Annotated in this window: 14 protein-coding genes; all 14 read right to left on the bottom strand. The window is 58.3% G+C overall.

All coding sequences use genetic code 11. The features are described from left to right. Positions 1-102: 102 nt before the first annotated feature. The 14 genes from PD282_RS09475 to PD282_RS09410 all read right to left on the bottom strand — a co-directional run bounded on the left by PD282_RS09475 (position 103) and on the right by PD282_RS09410 (position 17,376). Complete coding sequence (locus PD282_RS09475) at positions 103-1,902, bottom strand: ABC transporter ATP-binding protein (protein WP_274650405.1); 1,800 nt, start codon at positions 1,900-1,902, stop codon at positions 103-105. 12 nt (positions 1,903-1,914) lie between these two features. Next, a complete protein-coding gene (locus tag PD282_RS09470; RefSeq protein WP_420832281.1) occupies positions 1,915-2,850 on the bottom strand; it encodes an aldolase in 936 nt (311 codons plus the stop codon). 104 nt (positions 2,851-2,954) lie between these two features. Further along, positions 2,955-3,086 carry a paeninodin family lasso peptide gene (locus tag PD282_RS09465; RefSeq protein ID WP_274650402.1) on the bottom strand — a complete coding sequence of 44 codons (132 nt, stop codon included), beginning with the start codon at positions 3,084-3,086 and terminating at the stop codon, positions 2,955-2,957. A gap of 33 nt (positions 3,087-3,119) precedes the next feature. Further along, on the bottom strand, positions 3,120-5,057 hold the full coding sequence (locus PD282_RS09460) for an asparagine synthase-related protein (RefSeq protein WP_274650400.1): 1,938 nt from the start codon (positions 5,055-5,057) through the stop codon (positions 3,120-3,122). Between the two features lie 145 nt (positions 5,058-5,202). Beyond that, positions 5,203-6,369, bottom strand: coding sequence for a nucleotidyltransferase domain-containing protein (locus PD282_RS09455; protein ID WP_274650398.1), 1,167 nt, complete (start codon positions 6,367-6,369; stop codon positions 5,203-5,205). A 1-nt stretch (position 6,370) separates the two neighbouring features. Continuing rightward, entirely contained in the window at positions 6,371-6,835 is a 465-nt protein-coding gene (locus tag PD282_RS09450) for a lasso peptide biosynthesis B2 protein (protein ID WP_274650396.1), read from the bottom strand. Beyond that, the gene (locus PD282_RS09445; RefSeq protein ID WP_274650394.1) at positions 6,828-7,124 is read right to left on the bottom strand and encodes a lasso peptide biosynthesis PqqD family chaperone; all 297 of its coding nucleotides are present in this window, start codon (positions 7,122-7,124) and stop codon (positions 6,828-6,830) included. Before PD282_RS09445 ends, PD282_RS09450 begins: the two co-directional genes overlap by 8 nt. A gap of 98 nt (positions 7,125-7,222) precedes the next feature. Next, positions 7,223-7,360, bottom strand: a complete 138-nt coding sequence (locus PD282_RS09440; protein WP_274650392.1) for a paeninodin family lasso peptide — start codon at positions 7,358-7,360, stop codon at positions 7,223-7,225. Between the two features lie 41 nt (positions 7,361-7,401). Continuing rightward, positions 7,402-9,348: an asparagine synthase-related protein gene (locus PD282_RS09435; protein ID WP_274650390.1), complete on the bottom strand. Its 1,947-nt coding sequence runs from the start codon at positions 9,346-9,348 to the stop codon at positions 7,402-7,404. Further along, complete coding sequence (locus PD282_RS09430) at positions 9,345-10,583, bottom strand: sulfotransferase family protein (RefSeq protein WP_274650388.1); 1,239 nt, start codon at positions 10,581-10,583, stop codon at positions 9,345-9,347. The genes PD282_RS09435 and PD282_RS09430 overlap by 4 nt, the downstream gene beginning before the upstream one ends. 13 nt (positions 10,584-10,596) lie before the next feature. Next, a complete protein-coding gene (locus PD282_RS09425; RefSeq protein ID WP_274650386.1) occupies positions 10,597-13,533 on the bottom strand; it encodes a chitobiase/beta-hexosaminidase C-terminal domain-containing protein in 2,937 nt (978 codons plus the stop codon). Between the two features lie 24 nt (positions 13,534-13,557). Next, positions 13,558-14,901, bottom strand: a complete 1,344-nt coding sequence (locus tag PD282_RS09420; RefSeq protein WP_274650384.1) for a UDP-glucose dehydrogenase family protein — start codon at positions 14,899-14,901, stop codon at positions 13,558-13,560. A 141-nt stretch (positions 14,902-15,042) separates the two neighbouring features. Continuing rightward, positions 15,043-16,413, bottom strand: coding sequence for a sugar phosphate nucleotidyltransferase (locus tag PD282_RS09415; protein ID WP_274650382.1), 1,371 nt, complete (start codon positions 16,411-16,413; stop codon positions 15,043-15,045). A 15-nt stretch (positions 16,414-16,428) separates the two neighbouring features. Next, on the bottom strand, positions 16,429-17,376 hold the full coding sequence (locus PD282_RS09410; RefSeq protein WP_420832351.1) for a polysaccharide pyruvyl transferase family protein: 948 nt from the start codon (positions 17,374-17,376) through the stop codon (positions 16,429-16,431). Positions 17,377-17,426: the final 50 nt, after the last annotated feature.

Here is a 17,426-nt window from a genome sequence, read left to right as displayed (position 1 = left end):
TTCGTACTCCTGAGCTGACGATCCGGCGGCGGCCGGAAGGAAGTATATTGGAGGGGACGGCGCGGAAGAATGGAGGGAATCGGAATACGGGGACGGGAGCTGCTACGCGCGGGCCCCCGCCTGGTATTCCAGCAGTTTGCCGAATGTTCCTTTGACGTCTGCGGACAGCTGCTGATAACCGCCGCGCTGGACGACCTGCCCGTTTTCCAGCACGATCACCTGGTCGGCGCCGCGGATGGTCGACAGCCGGTGGGCGATGACGATAATCGTCGTTTTGCCTTTCAGCCGGTCGAGCGCCCCTTGGATTTTGGCTTCGTTTTCGCTGTCGAGCGCGCTGGTCGCCTCGTCCAGGATAAGAATGGAAGGCTTGCGCAGGATGGCCCTGGCGAGCACGATCCGCTGCCTTTCTCCTCCCGACAGCCGCACGCCGCGGTCGCCGAGCACGGTATCAAGTCCCTGCGGAAGCTGCCGGACGAAATCATCCGACGCCGAGAAGCGCAGCGCTTCCCACATTTGCTTCTCCGTCGCTTCGGGCGCAACGATCAGCAGATTTTCCCTGATGCTGGCATGGAATAAGAACGGGTCCTGCGAGACGTATCCCACGGACCGCCGCAGCAAAAAGCCGCCGTCCTTGCCGAGCGGAACGCCGTCCGCCAGCACCTCGCCTTTCTCCGGCAAGATCAGCCCGATCAGGATGTCGATCAGGGTGCTTTTGCCGGCGCCGGATTTGCCGACGATCGCCGTCATGCTGTTGACCGGGATCGACAGATTGATATCCTTCAGCGCATACGTATCGTGGCCGGCGTTGTACCGGTAATAAATGCCGCGGCACTCGATGCCCTGCGACATCCGAACCTCCGCACCCTCCGCGGGCTGCAGCGTCTCGGTTTCTTTGGCGAGCTCGGTATCCCGCTGCAAATCCGCCAGGCTCCGGAACGCGGGAATCGACTGGGCGATCTGCTCCCAGTTGGCCTGCAGCGCCGGGAATTTGGGCCACAGCCGGGAGAAAATGACAATGATCAGGATAAGCTTGTCCGCCTGGACGTGGAATACCTCGAAGGAGACAAATACGAAGCACGTAATGATAAACGCGGAAGCGACCTTGTAGACGAATTGTGAGGCCGACTGCGTGGTGCCGAAATGAACGAGGTTCTGCTCCATTCGCGTGCAGAGCGCCTGAAACCAGGCCAGATGCTGCCGCTCGGTCATATTGCTTTTAATGTCTTTGATGCCGTTGAAATGGTCGGTCATCCCGCCCATATAATCCTGCGCCAGCGAAGACGTCTCGTCCCCGAGCGATTTGGAGCGCCTGATGTACCGGCTGGCATACACCGCAAGCGCCAGCCCGCATACGAGCACCAAAGCCGTCAGCGGAGCGGACAGCCACAGCGCGAAGACGATCTGGACGAGCGTAAACAGCAGCGTCGTCGCGAACCGCAGCGCGAGATACGTCCCGCTGCTGACGCGCATGAGCTCGTTCGTCATCACATTGCTGAAATCCGACGTTCTGCGCCGCAAATAAAAGGGCCAATCGGCCTGCAGCAGGCCCTGGTAAATCTCGATTCGAAGATAACGGATAAACCCGTGCTGAAGCTCCAGGTTCAGATTCGTTTGTCTGCGCTGCAAATAAGCCTGTCCGGCGACGAGCAGGATGAACGCTCCCAATACGGCCGGCAGCTTCAGCTGATCCGGCATCGCCTGCAGCGGCTTGACCAAATGCGAGACATACGGAATCCCGCTTGTATTCAAATTGAAAATGCCGATTAACCCTAGCGCGGGAACCAGCATATAAATCCCGATGCTTTCCAGCACGCTGATCAGCATCATGCCGATCACGTTCACATACAGCTTGATGCCGGCAAAACGGTGCAATTTCCGGAAATACTGCAGCAGATGCTCCACGCCCGTTCTCTCCTATCCGTGCAAAATCTTCACATTTTGGCCCGTTTCGCTCAAAATCCGCGTCACCAAATCGTGAACGGTCACGCCGAGAGCCGGTCTGGCAAGCTGATACATGCGAACGTGGTTTACGATCGACACGGAGACGCCGAAATGCCACTGATCGAGACCGAAAAGGGAGACCAGAAAATGGCGGTACGTATGATAGCGGATGGCCGGCAGCCGCTCAAGCCCATCCAGGAGGCGCATGTCCGTTCCTTCAAGCTCCGTCTTCTTCAGTTCGAAGATGCCCGCCAGCGGAACTGGGCTCCCGTAAAATCCGGTCGACAGCGGGACCGCATACTTGGTCATATACAGCGGAGCGTATTCGCCGTCCTGCATGCCCAGCATGTCAAGGCTTTCCTGCCATAGCTTCTGCTGCGGGTATGCGGGAATGACGACGGGACTTCCGTCTTCAGCCGCCGATACGGCGATGACGTCGTCGGTCAGCAGCGGATAGCCGAGCTTGCCCAGCGCGGCGGCAAGGGTTGATTTACCCGCGCCGGAATCGCCGACGATCGCGTACGCTTTTCCGTCGATAACGACGGCGCTTCCGTGCAGGGGAAACAGCTTCCGCTGGAGCAGAATCGCGCCCATGCACGATCCGAGCACATAAAGCCGGATGCCGGTTTCTTCGGCTCCTTCGTCCGGCGAGACGCCGATCCGCTTTCCGCCCTGCACGCGAAAAATCGCCGTGCCCGGAATATGCATCATAAACTCGTCGCCATGGACCGCGTAATAATCGCTTTCTTGTTTGCGTTCGTCCCAGAGCGCCTTCAGGTCCTCCCATTCGATGCGGACGTCCGGTCCGCCGGCCTGGTCCGGTTCGCGCAGCGCTTCCGGCAGGGCGATTTCGCTTGCCAGCCGAAGCCCGAATGCTTTATATACGTTCAGAGCAGGTTGTTTCATCATCTTCACCTTATTCGTCTAGGAGTACGATGCGATAGAACGAAGGTGCCCTTATACGCAATGAGCGTATAAGGGCGCTTTTTTCCGGTTTCGATCAAAAGGAGCACTTAGGATTCATGAGGATGGCCGTTGTTGGAGCCTTTGCCGTTCTTGTCGGGAACAACTCCGTTCGGTCCTCCCATCGTCATGTTGACGTCGAGCACTTCAAGCGTCGGTTGATTCCATTCGAGCTTTTTCATCGCATTCACCTCCTTTCGAAGCGGGGCCGGTTCTTAAAACTGCCTCTTCAGAAACCGGTAAACGATGAGCCCCCGCATGAGAAGCCGCGCATCCGCGTCGTACGCGAGCTTGGGCTTCGGTGAATATCCGATTTTAGCCATCGACGCTTTGATTTGCGCCACATTCAGAAAATGCGAGGCTGCAGGGTCGCGGCAGAGCGTCTGAAGCTCGTCCATAAAAGCGCCCCAGTTCGGCAGCATGCGGTAAATCCAGTCCGCTCCCTGCACGCCCCGCACGCGCTGGTTCAGCCTCACCTCGTCCGGCAGCATGCCTGCCGTCGCCCTGCGCACGATCGAGCGGTCGATCCCGTGCTGCACATACTGGCTGACCGGCAGCGACAAGCAGAAGCGCACTACTCTCGGGTCGCCCGTCGGATCCCGCTCCCAAACGCCGTAACGAAGCGAAAATTTGGTGATCGACGTCCCCTGATGATTCGAAACGGCAAATTGTTCAAACTGGTAATCCCGGGCGGCATATTCGTCGAACGTCACGCCGTCGAGGCCCGCATCGTGGCCCTTCAGCTTCGCGAACACGTTCGTTCTTGCGGCCAGATCGGGATGAATGAGCTGCGGACTATCCGGCTCGCGTTTCGCATGGAAGGACAATGCCGCAAAAGGAAACGCCAGCTTGAAGACTTCCGGCAGCAGGCGGGACCGCCCGATGTTCATCTGCCTGCCGTACAGCTTCAGCTCCCTGTACAGATGAATCCAGCGCAGCTTCCGCAGCAGTCCGGCGTAATAATCCATTGCCGGCCCCCAGGAGATCGAGAAATTGCCCCGCGCCCCCGTCAGGAGCACGGCGGCTCCGTCCTCCCGGGCTTTTTCGAGAATGCCCTTGATCCAAAACGAATTTTCGAAAAACTTGTAGGGCGCTTCCATGACCCCGAGCAGATCGTCGATTTCCCCGAAGGAATCCTTGCCCGGAAACGCCAGACTGCTTTGCTCCATATTCCCGATATGCCGTACGACGGCATCGATATAAGGACTTTCGTCGGCAGCCATTCGCCGCGACGTCCAGTCCGTAAAGCCCGGCGCGGGGATATAGCTGTAGGCGTACAGGCGTTTGCCCTGCTGCCGCAGCGGATCCGCCGCAAAGGCGGCGACGGCTCCCGAATCCAGACCGCCGCTCAGGCTGGCGCTGACCTGACGGTGCGTGCGCAGCCTTGACGTGACGGCCTCCCGAAACACATGGCGAAACGCTTCTTCGTATTCGCCGTTCGACTTCAAGCGAAGCTTGTCGGCCGGAACCGTCAAGCTGCCGTACTGCCGCAGCGTCAGTTTTCCGTCGGCGGCTGCAAATGCATGGGCCGGAGGAAGTTGTTCGATTCCGCGGTAGACCGTAGAACGGACATCGGCGGTATCGAGAATGACGGGGATGGCCAGAAACTCTGCCAGCCATTCCTCGTTCAGCGCCTTCTTGACGCCGGGCAGCTCAAGCAGCGGGTTAACCGCCGTGCAGAACGCGAACCGGCGCGCGTCGCTGCGATAATATAACGTCCGGTTGCCGAGCAGGTCGCGCGCGCCGAAGAGCAGCCGCCGCCGCTCGTCCCAAATGACGAACGCGAAATCGCCGATTAAATAGGCGGGGGCTTCCTGGCCCCATTTTTCGTAAGCCGATCGTATAAGCTCGCTGTCGGTCATCCGATCCCGCCGGTTATACTCGATGCCCAGACGCTCGAACAATTCGTCCCGGTTATCGAGGATCGCATCGGCGGCAACGGCCAGCCCGCGGTTTTCATCGTATAAAGGCACTTGTTCATGAACCGATTCGGGGGTTATCCATTGGGCCCGGCCCCCCAGAAAAACGGGTCCTCCCTGCCAGTCGCGCTCGTCGTCTGCAGGATAGTGCTGCAGGGCATTCATGAGACGGATGCGGTCTTCGGCCGGAACCGTCTCTTCGCTGTGACAGAGAATGCCGGCTATTACGCTCATACGTTCCTCCGACAATCTTCATAATCAGCCTGCATCAGGCTGCAGCTGGAGTCGAATAAGCGGCGACCCCCTAACAATATTCGCAAGCCGCGCGCCGTTTCAGTCCGTTCCCCCTCCGAACCGGCGAATAAACCCGCGCCGCGGATCAGGCCTGCTGCCTCATCTGCCGCCAAAGCCAGACGAAAGGCCGAAGCGGAAAATATAGAAAATAAAGCGGCTTTGGAAGCGGCAGCGCTTCGGCGTCCCTGAAGCTGGGATACAGCTGGCTGATCAGGTAGAACGCCTTTTGCCGCTTCGTTTTCAACGCGAACAGGTACCTTTTGTACGCTCTGGCCCCGTCCTTCGCCGTCGCTGTCTGCTCGGGCGGGACATCGCTGCGGATAAAGCCGGCGGCGAGGCGAGCCAGCTCGCGCGGAAGACGGCCAGCGGTCATCGGCTTCGCTTCCCGGGGGACCGGCGTATTCAGCAGCTCGGAGGCAAGAATGAGCGCCTGCCCGCCTAGGTGAAGGCATCCGTACCGTTTCATGAGCGGAATAAGCGTCCCCCAGTCCAAGCCCTGCGACACGATCCGGTCGATATCCTCCAGCCAGCGGAGCCGGAACCAGCCGTGCCGCGCGCCGTGCGATACGAGGTACATGAACAAATCCTCGCTGCCCGGCAGGCAGACGCGGCTTTGCGCCTGCGAGCTTGTCCGTCTCCGCGACCACAGCTCTTCGAACGAAGGCTCCTTGCCCATATCGGAATTGAGCCGCCAATGGATCTCCACCTGGATCCGCGACTGCGGATGCGTATACGAGACATGGTGAAACTTCCACTTCCAGTTGAAGACGCGCCGAAAGCTCGATTCGCCGGCATAGCCGAGATCTGTCAGCGTCTGCTCGGCTTTCTCGACGTCTTCCGCCGGGACCAGAATATCCAGATCCTTCGACGTCCGGAGCGACAGATCGCCGTATAATTCCTTTGCCAGCACCGGCCCTTTCAACATAAGTGAAGGGATGCCGCGTTCATGCAGGGCGGCGCAGACGCGCTCCATTTCCCCGCTTAACCGGAGCATGCGAAACAAATTCTTGTTAAAATCGTCCTGAAGGGCTTGCAGAACATCGGCCGGAATCAATTCACTATCTTTCCAGCCGGCATATAGCTGCGGATAAACCCGGTGATGCCGGACCAGCTTCGCAAATTGATTCCAATCGATGTTCGGCAGCGATGGCTTGTCCGATTGCTGCCTAGTGGCATCCGTCTTCAGCAACGCCAGCATGATGTTCAGTTCTTGTGAAAAAGCGCCAGAATCCAGAATACAATCGTTCTCCATATCAGACACCTTCAATCCTCTCCACGCGTTTATGCGTTCCGAAGACGGCAACCGTGGTGAACATCCGCATCTCCTCCGCCCCGGTCACGTAAAACGCTCCGCTCCGAAGCCAGGCATGGGCAATCATGCTCCCTTTGCCGTCCCGCGCCGTTCCGAGGTACAAGGTGCTCGGAATTCCGCGCCGCTCCAGCATTTTTTTGGCCGCAATCGCCTTCACCATGCACTGGCTTTCCCAGAATGTGTGGCGGCTCATCACCCGGATCGACTGCGAAATTTGGCGAATGACGGCTTCGTCGGACGGGTCGTGAACCGCCGGCGTCTCCGCCATGCGCATGCCCAGATACGGCGCAATCCGGGAAAACGGCAGTGCTTTCATGACGCGCGCCACCCCCAAAAAAACGAACGCCTCCGCCATCAGGCGTTTTCTGTCCGCCGGCAGCGCCAGAAACTTCTTCAGCTTACGCATCGACGTCCTTTACCTCGATCAGCGCTTCCTTCTGCAGATTGACAAGGAAATCGGTTACCTGCTGCTCGCACGTTTCGCGGTCGATATCGTATTCGGACGTGAGCTCGTCGACCAGCCGACTCACCGTAGTCGGGGATGCAATCAGCTCCCATACCCGTCCGCCGATTCGACCAAGATTGTAATATTTTCCGGAATTGACGCTGAACATGACTTTCTCTCCGCCCATATCGCTGACGACGCTGCCCGCAGACTGGACGACTTTTTGATCGGTCAGGCACATTTTCGACATTCTGCACTCGCTCCTTTGAAATGAAAAAGAATGATCCTTGCCCGGACCGGGAAGTCCCGGCAAGGACATAAAACAAACGAATGAACTATAACTCTGTCTTAGCTCGGGTTGTAAACGTCCAAATCGTCCGTCGTCACGAAATCAATTTGCGTATTGCCTTTGCCGTACATCGTTTCGCCGACGTTCAGGGACTCCAGTGCCGGAGCCTGCCATTCTTTTTTCGCTTGGTTCTCCATGTTGTCACCTCCTTTCAAATACGTTTGCAAAGCTTCGCGGATCACTCAAATCTGCGCAGAAACCGGTAGATCACGAGGCTGCGCATGAGCATGCGCAGCTCCGGATGAAACGCCTGCTCCGGACGCGGCCCCGCTCCGAAGCCCGATAACGCGCTCCGGATTCGTTCGACGTTCAGATAGGCCGCAGCCGCCGGGTCGCTGCACAGCTGCAGCAGCTCGGCCTTCGCAGTAGCCCACGCCGGCAGGATGCGATGAACCCAGTCCGCGCCCTGAACACCGCGAATACGTTGGTTCAACCGGATCTCGTCGGGCAAATAATCCTTGGTGGCTCTGCGGATCAGCGCGCGGTCCATGCCGCCGCCGACATACTGCTCCACCGGCACCGAGAAACAAAACCGGACGACACGGGGATCGCAGGTCGGATCCCGCTCCAGCACACCGTAACGCAGCGACAGTTTGGTCGCCGACGCGCCGTTCTTGTTGCCGACGGCCGGGCTTCGCAGCTTGTCCATTCGGAGCTCGACCGCATCCCGGATCGTGCTTCCTCCAGGCCCGATGCCGTTGTCCCGTAACTTTGCGAACACCCCGGTCCGCACGGCGAATTCGGGACTGATAAGCATCGACGGAATATCGCTTCCGCCGGCATGACCGCCGTCCTCGTTCCTGTGAAGGACTGGAAACGCTTCCCTGCCGATCAGGGACAGCAGCCGCTTCCTGCCGATGCCGCGGTTTGCGCCGAACAGCCGAATTTCCCGCAGCAGCCGCAGCCATTTCAAACGCTTGAGCAGAAGCGCATAATAGTACAGCGCCGGCCCCCACGAGACGGTGAAATTGCCTCTCGCCCCGGTCAGGAGCACGCTTGCTCCATCGCGTCCGGCCTGTTCGTGAATCCCTTTCAGCCAGAACGAATTCTCAACAAATTTGTAGGGTGCTTCCATAATATCCAGCCATTCGTCCACCTCGGAGAGCGGGCTGACGCCGGCGAAATCCAAATACCGGTCGGAGATATTGCCCGCGCTTCGGACGGTCGCCTTGATAAACCGGCTTTCGTCGGCCGTCTGGCTGCCCGGCGTCCAATCGGAAAAATCGGCCGGAGGCACGTAACTGTAGCTAAGCAGCGTCTTCCCTTCCGCCGACAGGGCCCGCGCCGCAAAAGCGGCGACCGCGCCCGAATCGAGCCCGCCGCTTAACGTCGCGGCCACCCGGCCGCGCGTGCGGATGCGGGATTTCACCGCTTCGGCGAATACGTCCCGGAACGCTTCCTCGTATTCGCCGGCCGACTTCAGCCGCACCGTCTCCTGCGGCTCGAGGGAGCCGCATTCCGCAAGCGTCGCGGTTCCGTTCGCGATGACGACGGTATGGGCCGGCGGCAGCTGATGAATGTCCCGGTACGGCGTCGCCCCCGCATCGGTCGATTCGTACATGTCGGGAATCGCCATAAACTCGGCGAGCCAGCTTTCGTTCAGCTCCTTCGGCACGCCCGGCAGCGCGAGCAGCGGCTCAATCGTCGTGCTGAACGCAAGCCGCCGGCCGCTGCGGTGATAATAGAGGCAGCGATTGCCGAACAAGTCTCTCGCGCCGAGCAGCAGCCGTTTCCGCCCGTCCCAGATGACGAACGCGAAATCGCCGGTCAAATACTCCGGAGCCGACGGTCCCCATTTTCGGTACGCCTGCAAAATAAGCGCGGCGTCCGTCATGCCGCCTCGTTCGGCAGGCGGAATGTCCAGCAGACCGAACAATTCCCGGCGGTTGTCGATCACCGCGTCGGCCGCGATGGCCAGCTGGCCGGCAGGATCCCAGAGGGGAAGCCGGTCGGCTTCGTCCTCGGGCGTCACCCATTTGGCGCGGCAGCCGAGAAAAACCGGCCCGTCCGTCCAGGAGTGCGTATCGTCGCCGTCGTACCGCCGCATAACCTCCATCATGGCGCGGCCGTCCGAAGGGCTGACGGGACCGCCGTCCAGGCTCAAAATCGCGGCAATCGCACTCATTTCTTCCTCCCGCCGTTCGACAGCGCGGAAGCCAGCCGGGACAGCCGGCCGCCGAACGGAATAAGCGACTTCACCCGGTCGATTTTGCGCCTGGCCGCGTCCAGCTGCGACCTCAGCTGACTCTGCATGGCGGCGCTGTTCTCCAGCCGCTGCTCGAGCGCGCGCACGGTCATCTGCAGCTGAAGCAGCTGCGAGTCCGGCTTAACGCCGGACGCATCCGGTTCCGGCAGAAGAAGTTCCGTCCCCGCAGCCGATTCGGTACGCATCGCGTAATGCTCCTGCCACCTGCAGCCCGTCGCATCCGCCAGCTGCTTGGCGCGCTTGTCCAGCAGCTCTTCGTCCGGCTGCTCCGGAAACCGCACGCCCGTCAGCCGCTCCGCTTCGGCCAGCTCTACTTCATAGCCGAGCTCACGGAATACCCGCGCACCCAGCACACGGCCGTACAGCTCGATTTCGCGTTTATCGAGCACCTCTTTCCAGATGTCGATGGAATCGCGGTTCGGCTTCGTGTGATTGGCCACGAACGGATCGCCGACCCCCATGCTGAAATACAATTCGGTTTTGGCCGAGTGCATAAAATCGCCGTACAATTCCATGCCCTCTTCGTATTCCTGCCCCAGGAACCGGCAAACGCCGTCCAGCTCGGTCCGGGGATCGGACGCCAGCCGTTCGTACCGGAGCCGGTACGCATACGGATTGTCCCCCCCAAAATAATGGACGTAACGGAACAGTCCGACCGTCAGATCCGCCGTTTTCATATCGAACGATGGACTTAGCAGCTGCTCGACCGCGAAGCTTTCTCCACGGTGCCGGTTCACTTTTTTGTAGGAAGCAAGCACGGCCAGCGGGTTGCGGATCAGCCAGATCCGTTTGGACAACGGAAACAGCCGGTCCAAAAATTCCAGCAAATAGTAGTAGCGGGGCGACTTGTCGATCGCCAGCTCCGCTCCGGCGCTGCTTTGCAGCAGGCCGTTGTATACCTGGAGCGCAAAAGCCCGGCATGCCGAATCGAACGATTCCTGCGGCAGGACGCCGTTGAAAAACTGGTTGATGATGCCGCTTCCGCCGTACGCCCGGCGCGGGGCCGCCTGCAAATCGCAGAGGCTCATCAAAAACCACATTTCCTGCGCGGCGAACATTTTGCTGTGATTCTGAAGTATGACCGTCGCCAGGGAGCTGCCGCTTCTCGGCGTACAGAGCAGAAAGACCAAGTTGTTGCCGCTGGAATCGATCAAAACGCACCCACCTCTACTTGCTGCTGAAATTATAATAAAATTTCGGGCGTTCCCCGAGCATGATTTTGTAAATATCGTCGTTCGTGTCCATGACGCCCTGCAGATAGCTCTTATACGGAATGTCCGCCACATTGACGAGACCGGAGTTGTAATGCTCGCCCCAAACGCCCTGCCAGTAACGGCCGAGGCCGGCCTGATCCACATAATTGAAGACGTGCGCACCGACGACATAAGGGAGGCTGGCGGCTTCTTCCACGTAATTCCGGTAACGCATGCCTCGCTGGAACTGATTCGTAGCCGAATTGACAAGCAGCGGATTCAGTCCCTCTTCGCTCGTGCCGTAACCGAATTCGCTGAACAGGATCGGCCTTCCGCCCGATTTCTCGTAGACGTCCTGAAGCAGATCGGGTTCAAAGGAATACGTGTAATAGTTAATGCTGATCACGTCCACGTATTTGCCTTCGATTTCGGCGAGCGGCTCCATCAGTTTCTTGTTATGGAACACCGTCGTAATCCAGCGGTCGCCGAGCAGCAGATGATTCGGATCGTATTTGCGGTACAGCTTCGACACCGTTCCGAAAAACGTATCCAGGTAAAGCTTGTAGAAATCGTCCATGTCGGCCCAGGCTTCGGACGTCTTCAGCGGAATCGGGGCTTCCTTCATTTCGTCGAACGACCGGAAGTCCGTTTTCCAGGCGGCGTTGAACGCGTCCACCGAGCCGTATTTCGTTTGCAAAACCTGGACCAGCTTGCCCTTGATCGCTGCCGAGCTCGCCTTCAGATTCAGCACGTTGGAATAAAACTTCTGAAAATCGTATTCGTTGTCGATGAAGTAACCGATGAGCATCTTGTCGTCCTTGTGCTCCGGCAGCGTTTTACTGAAAGCCTCGTCGATCTTCGCCTCGGCATTCGGCGCGAAAATATCGAAAATCGAGATGCCGTCGAGCTTCGCCCAGCTCATGCCGCTTAATGGAAGCATCCGGACGTACGGGAGCTTGCCCTCCTCGCCGTATTTCTCGGGCGAATAGTTGCCGACGCCGTTGAAGCCCCATTCGCGCAGCCGGTCGATCGCCTCCATGTACACGGAATGCTCGGTCGGAATTTCACCGGTCTCGTCGTATTTGTTGGCCATATAGAACGAGAAGTTGTCCTGCCCCAGGTAAGCGAAATTGTATTCGCCCTCGTACGGAGGCAGCTGTTCGAATTTCTCTTCCCGGCCCGCGACCTGCGTATAGGTTTCATTCGGCGTTACGCCGTTCACCGCCAGGCTGAAATACAAATCTCCGTTCGGCGTCGTCATCACCTTGCGGCTGCCCATCTGCTGAACGTCAAAGTAGCCTGTCGCCTTCAAGCCGTATTTCTGTGCGCTTCCGGCCAATCCGCCGTAAGGGTCCCGGTCTGAAGGAGCCGTCAAGCCGCCGAAATAGTCGGCGTTATCCTGCGCCACTTTCGCCAGGTCCTCATCGCTCTTCACCTTGCCCGTCCAGCTCGCGTTCGTCATCTGACCGTACCGGTCGACTTCGATATCGCTGCTCGCATTCACCGCGTACTTCCGGATCGGACTCGGAACCATGCCGTCCTTGACGGCATACGCTTCCAGCGTATTGTAGCCTTGAAGCGGAATCGGTCCGTTATAAGGAAGGAAGTCCGTCCCCTTGTTCAACCGGTAGTAAATGCGCGCGCCTTCCGTGGCCGAGGACAGAAAAACCTGCTTGCCTTGATCGGCCGCGAAAGCTTGGAGATGAACGGATGCGGTGTTCCGATTGATAACCACCCTGGTTATTTGAGGCGACCACGACTTGGCCGAACCGATCAGCTCGACTTTCAAATATTGCGTATGCTCGGGCAGCGCCGATACCTCGAAGGCGTACGGCTGCCAGTTGCTCGACGGATAGCCGGCCGTATACGACTCGGCCTTCGCGTCGGTGTACGTATTGCCGTCGGCAGAGGCGGATATCCGCACGTCTTCGATCGGGAGTCCGGTAAAATAACTGCCGTACACCGTGACGGCGTGCATATCGGTGTCCGAATGGTACACCAGTATGCCCGGCCCGGTCGACGTGCGCGTAATCCGGCCCGCGTCGTTGCCGAAATAGCCGGGGGTGCTGCCGACCTCATATACGTTCGCGCGGCTCAAGAGCTGCTTGAAGTTATTAAGCGGGTCGTCCAAACCGTCCGGAGGCACCGCCGTCGTGTCCGTCGTATACTGATACGTTGACACCCGGCTCGCCGCCGAACGGCCCGTGCCGGAATGGTTGACGGCGGTCGTCTTCAGCAGCAGCTTCCCGGTCACCGGGATCGGAGAACTGTAAAACTTGCGGGTTAGCGAGAACCGCGGGTCGCTGCCGTCCGTCGTATAATACACGGTGTCGCCCTGGCTGCCCCGGTTCAACAGGATCATGCTCCCGAAAGGCACCGTACCGGACGGCACGCTGGCTTCGACGCTGGACGGTCCGTTCAGCACCACTTTGCCGATCGAGGGCGAACTTGCCGTGCCGGTGCCCGCAAACGATATTTTCAAAAATTTCGTCGTCGCCGGAAAGTTTCTCGATTCATAATCGATGGCGACGGAATCGCCGGTGTCCTCATGGATGTCCGGAACGATGGTCCGATAGTTTTTGCCGTCGCTCGATATCGCAAAGGACGGATGACTGACCGGGTTGACTGTTGAAGCGATACTGCCGTAAACGGAAAACGATCGGAGATTACCCTTCGCCCGGTAAACGATGTATTCTCCCGCATCTCCGCCCCGGATGACGCGCGTCGGATCCGGCGCCTTCGGGACCGTCTGCAGAAGAAGCGTGCCGGAATGCTGGTACACCTGGCTCCAATCCTGAAGATCGTCGATTTCGATCTCGTAGGAGGGCGGCTTCGCATCTCCTATAGCCAGCGTGGGCATCAGCGATAGAAGCAGGATAAAGACCAGCAGCAGCGTAAATCTCTTTTTCACGGTTGCAAAATCTCCTCGCCCTTTTTAATAATGAAGGGCCGATATTTCCTCCTTAACGCCCTGGTTTAAGCGTGGGCGGCCGATTGAGTAATATATGAAAGTAGTTTCCGCCAAATCTTCTTCCTTAAACACATTTCGTCCGTCAATCAATATCGGCTTGCGTAAAATCGATTGCAGCTCTTGCAGATCGGCTTGTACGAACTCGTCCCATTCGGTCAGCAAGCAAAGCGCGTCGGCGCCGGCGGCAGCCTCCATCGCCCCGCCGCACCATTCGACGCCGCTGTCTTCGCCGTACATGCTTTGAAAATTGCTTATCGCAATCGGGTCGTAGGCTTTCACATGAGCGCCGCTCCGCGTCAAATGCCGAATAATCTCCAGCGCGGGCGATTCGCGGACATCGTCGGTATTCGGCTTGAACGCCAGCCCCCAGACGGCAATCGTCTTGCCCTCCAGCCGGCCGTCGAAGATCGTCTCCAGCTTGCGGATGACGCTGAACCGCTGATCCTGGTTGACCTCGACGACGGCGCGCAGCAGCTTGAACTCATAATCGACGTTGCCGGCGATCTGGATAAGCGCTCGCGTATCTTTCGGGAAGCAGGAGCCGCCGTAGCCGATTCCCGCTTTCAGGAAAGCATGGCCGATCCGTTTGTCGTACCCCATGCCTTCCGCCACGAGGGTGACATCCGCGCCCACCTTCTCGCATATGTTGGCGATTTCGTTCACGAACGAAATCTTCGTCGCGAGAAAAGCGTTGGACGCGTATTTAATCATTTCGGCGCTGCGGATATCCGTGACGACGATCCGGTCGGTCAACGGACGGTGCAGCTCCGCGATCGTTTCGGCCGCTTCATGGTTATCGGCGCCGATAATGATCCGGTCGGGATGCATCGTATCCTGAAGGGCCGATCCTTCCCGGAGAAATTCCGGCAGCGAAATGCTGTCGAACGATTCGCTTGTACGGCTCCGAATGATGTCCCGCACCCGCTCGTTCGTGCCGACGGGCACCGTGCTTTTGACGGCGATGATTTTATGCCCGTTCATCACATCCGCGATTTCGGCGGCCGCCTGTTCGATATAGGACAGGTTGGCCTCTCCGCTTGGCAGCGAAGGCGTTCCGACCGCGAGGATGACAAGCTCCGACTGCCGGACCGCTTCCTGCAGGTCGATGGTATAGCTTAAACGCCCGGCTTCCCTGTTTTTGACCGAGAGCTCCTGCAGACCGGGCTCGTAAATCGGTATGCCGCCGCCGAGCAGCGTGTCGATTTTGGCCCGGTCCTTGTCGACGCAGATCACCCGGTTGCCGAGCTCCGCGTAGCAGATTCCCGATACGAGCCCGACATATCCGGTGCCGATCACCGTAATGTTCATGATATCCACTCCTAAGCGTTTTCGAAGAAAACGCGACTTCGTAAGCATAAGCTAAGCGTTTTCCGAAGGAAAACGCATCTTCGTAAGCATAAGCTAAGCGTTTTCCGAAGGAAAACGCATCTTCGTAAGTTTCCTTCTTGATTATACCGTGCAGAGCTGCACGATCTCGTTCCACTCGAGCTCGAGCCGGACGATATCCTCTTCAATCAGCTCCGAGCCGGTCTGCACCTCGATAATTTCGATGTCCGAAATCGCAAGCAGGCTGTGCTTGTTCTCTTTCGGTATCGTAAGCACATCGCCGGCGCTGATCGAAAAGTGTCGTTCGTTGAGCACCATCTCCCCGTGGCCGGAAACGACCGTCCACACCTCGTCGCGGAGGCTGTGATATTGATAGCTCAAGTTTTTGCCCGCCGCTATAAAGATCCGCTTCGTCAGCACTTCCCGTCCGTCCGGATATTTCACGTAATCCAGCACGCGGTAGCGGCCCCAGCGCCGCTCCTCGTACATCGGCCGCTGCTCCGAATGCTTCATCACGTCCTTGATGAGCGGGCTTGCGGCTTTGTCGGCAACGAGAATGCCGTCGGGACTCGCCGCGACGACGACGTCGGACAGGCCCAGCAGCGTGATCGGGATATCCAGCTCGTTAATAACATGCGCGTTCTCCGAGCTGTCCGTAATGATGCCTTTGCCGATCAGCGAGGATTCGATTTCCTCGGTCAGCGTATTCCAGGTGCCGAGATCCTTCCAGGAGCCCTCGTAGCGAACGGCGGCTACCCGGTTGGCCCGCTCCACCACTTCGTAATCGAAGCTGATTTTCGGCAGCCTGCCGTATCGCTTCAGCATTTCGTCGTATTGGATCGGAAGCTCGTTTGCAATCAGAATGTTGATCAGAAAATCGAGCTTGAAGGCAAATACGCCGCAGTTCCAAAGCCCGTTTTGGCGAATCATCGCCTCCGCTTCTTCCTGGCAGGGCTTCTCGCGGAAGCTCTGCACCTCGATGAAGCCGCGGCCGTCGCCTTCATCCGGCTTCGGGATGATGTAGCCGTATTTTTCCGACGGATAAGTCGGCTGCACGCCCATCAGCGCCAGATCGGTGCCCGCGCTTTCGAGCACCCGCTCCAGCTCCTTCAGCCGGTGAAAAAACGATTGCTCCACGAACGGATCGACGGGCATGACGACGATCGTCTCGTTCAGGTTGACGCCCTCCACCGAATACAGGAAGGCGGCCGCAAGCGCGATGGCCGGGAACGTATCCCTTCTTTCCGGCTCGACGATCAGATTGACCTCGCTGCCGAGCTGGCTGTAGATCATCTCCACCTGCGGCTTGCTGGTCGCCACGTAAGCGTGTTCCCTCAGTCCGGCTTCCCCGATTTGTCCCCAAACCCGCTGAATCATCGATTCGAGATGGCCGTCCGCATTTTTGAGAATTTTCAAAAACTGCTTCGACCGAGAATCGTTGGAAAGCGGCCACAGCCGTTTGCCCGAGCCTCCCGAAAGAAGTACGACTTTCATAAGGATCCCTCCATTCTATTTTCCCGCCTTGTCCGCCATTAACTGCGCGTTTGCGATACCTCCGGTCCACGTACGGTAATAACTTGCGTTTTTTCCGTAAGAATTGTCCAGCAGGATGTTCGGTTTATCCATCAGACAGGATAGAATGTGTCCGTGAAGCCTTGATGTCTGTACGGTCTTGTACGAGCTGAACCGCTTGACCGCTTTACCGACCAGGTAATCCGTATATTTGCTCCAAATTGCGCCGACCGGCACGATGCCTTTGCTCTTCTGCGCCACCTTCGTCAAGAGACGGATCGATTTGTGCTCCGCCCGGCTGAAGAGCGAGGACCAGTCCAAATGATCGCCCTGACCCGAAGCCTCCAGCTTCTCCTGCTCCGCCGTCTTCTCGATATCGGTGCGGAGGAAAAGAAGCATTTCCTTCTCGGGCACGGTCCGGGTGCGAATCGGCCACAGCTGGTGAGCCATATCCGGGGATAAATAGACGCCGCACGTCTTGAACCGCTCCTGCGCCATTTCCTGCGAGAACGTGTCCCGCACGAAGAGGTGCAGATCATGGTGGCGGTTGAAAACGGCAGCCGTGCGGTCGAATTCGGCAGGATCCTTGTAAAATATCGTCTGGGGCAGCATCACGACGCGATGGTCCGGATAGTCCGCCACGATTTTCTCGCGCAGCCTCTGGTGCGCCGGATAAAGGTCGCCGAAGTTGCCGCCGCCGTGCAGGACGATGATATGATTGCTCGGAATCGCCAGCTTATCCGGAAAATCGAGCACGCTGTAGCGCGCCTGAACCCGGATGCCGTAATCCTTGAAGAACGCCTCCGTCCCTTTCATAATGAGGAGATCGCCGCCATTGCCGTGAACCGGGTAATCGATGTAATAAATGCTGGATTGGGGCGGGATTACGTTCAAGATTTGGCGCAGCCGGTTTTTGAGCTCATCCATCGGATGAGCGAACTGCATGGTTTCCATCGATCCGTCTCCTTTGTACGTCTCTTTCTCCTTCAAGCTGC

The organism is Paenibacillus humicola (genome assembly GCF_028826105.1).
GTDB lineage: Bacteria > Bacillota > Bacilli > Paenibacillales > Paenibacillaceae > Paenibacillus_Z > Paenibacillus_Z humicola.
This window is presented reverse-complemented; position numbering and strand designations above follow the sequence as displayed.

Excerpts from the sequence above, each read along its gene's own strand:
- PD282_RS09470 (WP_420832281.1), bottom strand. The coding sequence starts at position 2,850 with ATGATGAAACAACCTGCTCTGAACGTATATAAAGCATTCGGGCTTCGG.
- PD282_RS09465 (WP_274650402.1), bottom strand. The coding sequence starts at position 3,086 with ATGAAAAAGCTCGAATGGAATCAACCGACGCTTGAAGTGCTCGACGTC.
- PD282_RS09460 (WP_274650400.1), bottom strand. The coding sequence starts at position 5,057 with ATGAGCGTAATAGCCGGCATTCTCTGTCACAGCGAAGAGACGGTTCCG.
- PD282_RS09455 (WP_274650398.1), bottom strand. The coding sequence starts at position 6,369 with ATGGAGAACGATTGTATTCTGGATTCTGGCGCTTTTTCACAAGAACTG.
- PD282_RS09450 (WP_274650396.1), bottom strand. The coding sequence starts at position 6,835 with ATGCGTAAGCTGAAGAAGTTTCTGGCGCTGCCGGCGGACAGAAAACGC.
- PD282_RS09445 (WP_274650394.1), bottom strand. The coding sequence starts at position 7,124 with ATGTCGAAAATGTGCCTGACCGATCAAAAAGTCGTCCAGTCTGCGGGC.
- PD282_RS09440 (WP_274650392.1), bottom strand. The coding sequence starts at position 7,360 with ATGGAGAACCAAGCGAAAAAAGAATGGCAGGCTCCGGCACTGGAGTCC.
- PD282_RS09435 (WP_274650390.1), bottom strand. The coding sequence starts at position 9,348 with ATGAGTGCGATTGCCGCGATTTTGAGCCTGGACGGCGGTCCCGTCAGC.
- PD282_RS09420 (WP_274650384.1), bottom strand. The coding sequence starts at position 14,901 with ATGAACATTACGGTGATCGGCACCGGATATGTCGGGCTCGTATCGGGA.
- PD282_RS09415 (WP_274650382.1), bottom strand. The coding sequence starts at position 16,413 with ATGAAAGTCGTACTTCTTTCGGGAGGCTCGGGCAAACGGCTGTGGCCG.
- PD282_RS09410 (WP_420832351.1), bottom strand. The coding sequence starts at position 17,376 with ATGCAGTTCGCTCATCCGATGGATGAGCTCAAAAACCGGCTGCGCCAA.